The organism is Streptomyces adelaidensis (assembly GCF_016598475.1).
Classification (GTDB): domain Bacteria; phylum Actinomycetota; class Actinomycetes; order Streptomycetales; family Streptomycetaceae; genus Streptomyces; species Streptomyces adelaidensis.
This window is the reverse complement of the sequence record NZ_JAEMUX010000178.1, coordinates 1-4,964: the sequence shown is the minus strand read 5'-3', so window position 1 is coordinate 4,964 and position 4,964 is coordinate 1. Positions and strand designations below refer to the sequence as shown.

The 4,964-nt window shown below is 68.8% G+C and carries 5 protein-coding genes; 1 reads left to right on the top strand and 4 read right to left on the bottom strand.

The annotated features are described in order from the left end of the window. Positions 1 to 48: 48 nt before the first annotated feature. The 4 genes from I8N67_RS40860 to I8N67_RS40845 all read right to left on the bottom strand — a co-directional run bounded on the left by I8N67_RS40860 (position 49) and on the right by I8N67_RS40845 (position 4,275). A complete protein-coding gene (locus tag I8N67_RS40860; RefSeq protein ID WP_200309375.1) occupies positions 49 to 540 on the bottom strand; it encodes an LURP-one-related/scramblase family protein in 492 nt (163 codons plus the stop codon). Positions 541 to 677: 137 nt separating this feature from the next. After that, entirely contained in the window at positions 678 to 914 is a 237-nt protein-coding gene (locus I8N67_RS40855) for a DUF6458 family protein (RefSeq protein ID WP_200309374.1), read from the bottom strand. 94 nt (positions 915 to 1,008) lie between these two features. Beyond that, positions 1,009 to 2,307, bottom strand: coding sequence for a M18 family aminopeptidase (locus I8N67_RS40850; RefSeq protein WP_200309373.1), 1,299 nt, complete (start codon positions 2,305 to 2,307; stop codon positions 1,009 to 1,011). Between the two features lie 141 nt (positions 2,308 to 2,448). Then, positions 2,449 to 4,275, bottom strand: coding sequence for an acyl-CoA dehydrogenase (locus I8N67_RS40845; protein ID WP_200309372.1), 1,827 nt, complete (start codon positions 4,273 to 4,275; stop codon positions 2,449 to 2,451). A 147-nt stretch (positions 4,276 to 4,422) separates the two neighbouring features. Between I8N67_RS40845 and I8N67_RS40840 the strand changes: the two genes are divergently transcribed. Next, on the top strand, positions 4,423 to 4,917 hold the full coding sequence (locus tag I8N67_RS40840; protein ID WP_200309371.1) for an SseB family protein: 495 nt from the start codon (positions 4,423 to 4,425) through the stop codon (positions 4,915 to 4,917). Positions 4,918 to 4,964 lie beyond the last annotated feature (47 nt).

Here is a 4,964-nt window from a genome sequence, read left to right as displayed (position 1 = left end):
CTGACTCCCTGGCCATCCGGCCCCCTGACTCCCTGGCCACCCGGCCCCCTAGTCCTCCCGCTCCTTCTCCGCCAGATGGATCACGCACACCGCCACCGCGATCAGCAGGGCCGGGTCCGCGTCGTCCCGTACGACGTCGACGCCGTACGTCTCCCGGACGCGCAGCCAGCGGCGGGAGATGTGCGCGAGGAGCTCCCCGTCGTACTCGATGACGAACTCACGGTCGAGGACCTTGCCGCTGGCGTCGAGCGTGGTGCCGTCGGCCAGGGCGACGCGGTAGTGGTTGCGCAGCAGGGACAGCCGTTTGCGGCGGACGGTCGCGAGGGGTTCACCGCCCCGTTCGACGACCATCGTGTCCCGCAGGGCGAACATCTTCCGGCGGATGTCGATCAGGACCTGACCCCGGGTGTCCTTCAGCTCGAAGGTGTCCCGCAGCCGCATGGCCTTGCCGTCGACGAGGTAGGCCTTCGCGCCGTGCTCGTCCTCGATCCAGTAGTCGTCACCGAGGCCGAGGAGCCGTTCGCGTACGAGGTATCTCATGCTCGTACGGCTTCCCCGGCGGCCGCTCCGAAACGCCGCCGGTAGGCCGAGCGGCCGAGCCCGGCCTCGCGCCGCACCAGGCAGGGGCCCCAGCGACCCGTCGGGCACCTCCGGCACCGGGTGCGCCGGGGTACCTGTCAGTACCCCTGGTACCCGCCCCGCTGCTGTCGGTCCTCGTCGATGACCGGGGTCGCGGGCGGGACGACGACCCGCCTCCGTTTGGCGATGCTGCTGAACGTCGCGACTCCGATCAGTCCGACGATCATGAAGATGATGCCGACCAGGTTGAGGTTGACCCCTTGCATGTCCCAGTCGGTGGCGAACGTGAGGATGGCCCCCACGGCGATCAGGATGATGCAGCCGCCCAGGCCCATGAGTGTTCCCTCCCAGTCCGGTCGGGTCGGCCGGTCGTTCCGGTCGCTCGGTCCTACCGGTCGACACCGGGTACCCGGACAGGCCGTTCGGTAACTAACCCTCCAGGAACGCCACCAACGCGTTCGCCAGCAGGTAGGGGTCCTTGGCGCCGCAGAGTTCGCGGGCGCTGTGCATGGAGAGGATGGCGACGCCGATGTCGACGGTGCGGATGCCGTGCCGGGCGGCGGTGATGGGGCCGATGGTCGTGCCGCACGGCATCGAGTTGTTGGAGACGAAGTTCTGGAAGGGCACGCCGGCCTTCTCGCAGGCGGCGGCGAAGACCGCGCGGCCCGAACCGTCCGTGGCGTAGCGGTTGTTGACGTTGACCTTCAGGATCGGGCCGCCGTCCGCGCGGGGGTGGTGCGTCGGGTCGTGCCGCTCCGCGTAGTTGGGGTGGACGGCGTGACCGGTGTCGGAGGAGAGACAGACCGTGCCGGCGAAGGCCCGCGCCCGGTCCTCATGCGAGCCGCCGCGCGAGAAGACCGAGCGCTCCAGCACCCCGCCGAGGAGGGGGCCGTCCGCGCCGGTGTCCGACTGGGAGCCGTTCTCCTCGTGGTCGAACGCCGCGAGGACGGGGATGTACGGGAGCGCGTCACCGGAGGTGGCGACCGAGGCGAGGGCCGCCGTACCGGCGTGCACGGAGAGGAGGTTGTCCATGCGGGGACCGGCGAGCAGTTCCTTGTCGCGGCCCAGATACGTGGGGGGCTCGACGGAGTGGGTCATCAGGTCCCAGCCGGTGACCTCGCCCGCGGGCAGGCCCGCCTCCTCCTCCAGGAAGGCGATCAGATCGCCGTCGCGGACGTCGTCGCCCAGCCCCCAGACGGGCTGGAGGTGACGCTGCTTGTCGAGCTTCAGGCCCTCGGAGGTGACCGAACGGTCGAGGTGGATGGCGAGTTGGGGAACGCGCAGCAGGGGCCGGTCGACATTGACGAGGCGGCTGGTGCCGTCGCGCAGGGAGAGGCGGCCGGCGATGCCGAGGTCGCGGTCCAGCCAGGAGTTGAGCAGCGGGCCGCCGTAGATCTCGACGGCGATCTGACGCCAGCCGTGCGCACCGCTGTCCGGGCGCGGCTTGACCCGCAGATTGGGGGAGTCGGTGTGGGCGCCGACGATGCGGAAGGCGGTGTGGGGTTCGGCGCCCTCCGGCACGTACCAGGCGATGATCGCGCCGCCGCGCAGCACGTACTTGCCGCCCAGCGTGCCGTCCCACGCGTCGGTCTCCGAGACCTGCCGGAAGCCGGCCTTCTCCAGCCGTTCCGCGGCGCTCGCCACCGCGTGGTACGGGGACGGACTGCTCGCCAGAAAGGTCATGAGGTCGTCGGTGTGGCCGCGATCGAAGCGTGGGGGTGTGCGCATGGGGTTCACCTTAACGACGTACGAGGGCCCGCTCCCGGGGGATGGAAGCGGGCCCTCGTAGCGAGAGTGCGACTGGGAGGGCGCCGGACGGACGGGCAGGGTCCGTCCGGCGCCCGTCCGGATCCGGCGGGTCGGCAGCGTCTAGAACGCCGCCTCGTCCAGCTCCATCAGGTCCAGTTCGACGCCCTCGGAGATCTTGCGGGCGAGGGTGACGCCCGGCAGGACGTTGGCCGCGAAGAACTTCGCCGCCGCGATCTTGCCGGCGTAGAAGGCCTGGTCCTTGGCGGATGCCGTCGGAAGCTTCTCGGCGGCGACCGCGGCGCCCCGCAGGAGCAGGTAGCCGACGACCACGTCGCCGGAGGCCATGAGCAGGCGGGTGGTGTTGAGGCCCACCTTGTAGATGTTCTTGACGTCCTGCTCGGTGGCGGCGAGGTCGGTGAGGAGGAGGCCCACCAGGGACTCCAGCTCGACGGCGGCCTTGGCGAGGTGCTCGCGGGCGCCGGCCAGCTGCTCGCCGCCCTCGCCGAGCGCCAGGAACTTCTTGATCTCCTCGGCGAGGGTGTTCAGCGCGGCGCCCTGGTTGCGGACGATCTTCCGGAAGAAGAAGTCCTGGCCCTGGATCGCCGTCGTGCCCTCGTACAGGGTGTCGATCTTGGCGTCGCGGATGTACTGCTCGATCGGGTACTCCTGCAGGAAGCCGGAGCCGCCGAAGGTCTGCAGCGACTGGGCGAGCTGCTCGTAGCCCTTCTCCGAGCCGTAGCCCTTGACGATGGGCAGGAGGAGGTCGTTGAGCGCGTGGTCGGCCTTGGCGTCCTCGCCCGCCGCCTCCTTCACCGCGATCGTGTCCTGCACGGAGGCGGTGTAGAGGACGAGGGAGCGCATGCCCTCCGCGTACGCCTTCTGCGTCATCAGCGAGCGGCGGACGTCCGGGTGGTGCGTGATGGTGACCTTGGGCGCGGTCTTGTCCATGAAGTTCGCCAGATCGGTGCCCTGGACGCGCTCCTTGGCGTACTCGAGGGCGTTCAGGTAGCCCGTCGACAGCGTCGAGATGGCCTTCGTGCCGACCATCATGCGGGCGAGCTCGATGATGCGGAACATCTGGCGGATGCCGTCGTGCTTGTCGCCGATCAGCCAGCCCTTGGCCGGGTGACGGTCGCCGAAGGTCATCTCGCAGGTGTTGGAGGCCTTCAGGCCCATCTTGTGCTCGACGTTCGTGGCGTAGGCGCCGTTGCGCATCCCCAGCTCGCCGGTCTCGAAGTCGAACAGGTACTTCGGGACCATGAAGAGGGACAGGCCCTTGGTGCCGGGGCCGTGGCCCTCCGGGCGGGCGAGGACGTAGTGGAGGATGTTCTCCTCCATGTCGTGCTCACCGGAGGTGATGAACCGCTTCACACCCTCGATGTGCCAGGAGCCGTCCTCCTGCTGGACCGCCTTGGTGCGCCCGGCGCCCACGTCCGAGCCCGCGTCGGGCTCGGTGAGCACCATGGTCGAACCCCAGGTCCGCTCCACGGCCATCCGGGCGATCTTCTTCTGTACGTCGTTGCCCTCGTTGTAGAGGATGCCGGCGAAGCCCGGACCCGAGGAGTACATCCACACGGCCGGGTTCGCGCCGAGAACCAGCTCCGCGTACGCCCAGACCAGGGACGAGGGGGCGGTCGTACCGCCGATCTCCTCGGGAATGCCGAGCCGCCAGTACTCGGACTTCATGAAGGCCTTGTAGCTCTTCTTGAAGGAGGCCGGGACCGGGGCGGTGTTCGTCTCCGGGTCGAAGGCGGGCGGGTTGCGGTCGGCATCGGTGAAGGACTCCGCCAGCTCGTTCTCGGCGAGACGGGCCAGCTCCTCCAGGATGCTCCTGGCGGTGTCCGTGTCCATCTCCGCGAACGGGCCGGTGCCGTACAGCTTGTCGCGCCCGAGGATCTCGAAGAGGTTGAACTCGATGTCGCGGAGATTCGACTTGTAGTGCCCCATGGCGACTGCTCCGTAGAGAGATCGGCGAGGCACAGATCCTCGCGCTAGTTCACGTACCAACAAGTAGCTTCTATGCCGATGATGCTACCCATCGGTAATAAGAAGCAACCTCGATCGGGTCATCTGTGACTCGTTACGCTTTGCCGCATGTACGGCTACGACCAGAGCGCTGGCACTCAGCAGCAGTACGCACCTCCGCCGCAGCAGCAGATGCCGGGGCAGATGCCCGGCGGCCAGATGGGCGGCGGTTACGGGCAGCAGCCACCGCTGTACCCCGAGCCGTCCCCGCCCTCCCTCGCGGACGCGGTCCGCGCCTTCACCACCGGGCAGCTGGCCGCGGAGGACTTCCAGCAGGTCTTCGCGACGTCCAAGGTGTACTGCCCACGCGGCGACAACCCCGGATTCCTGGCGCTCCACAACACCCAGCAGCCGGTGATCCCGATGTTCACCTCCCTCAAGGAGCTCCGCCGGTACGCCGGCAAGGAGTCCAAGTACTTCGTCATCACCGGCGCGGAGGTCATCGACCTCCTCCCCACCGGCTACGGCTTCGTCCTCGACATGGAGGGGGAGCACCGGATGGTGTTCGACGCGAAGGCGGTGGAGCAGATGGTGGAGTTCGCGATGCGGCGGATGTACGGCTGAGGGTGCCGCGTCGGCGGAAGGTCCGAGAGGTCCGAGAGGTCCGAGAG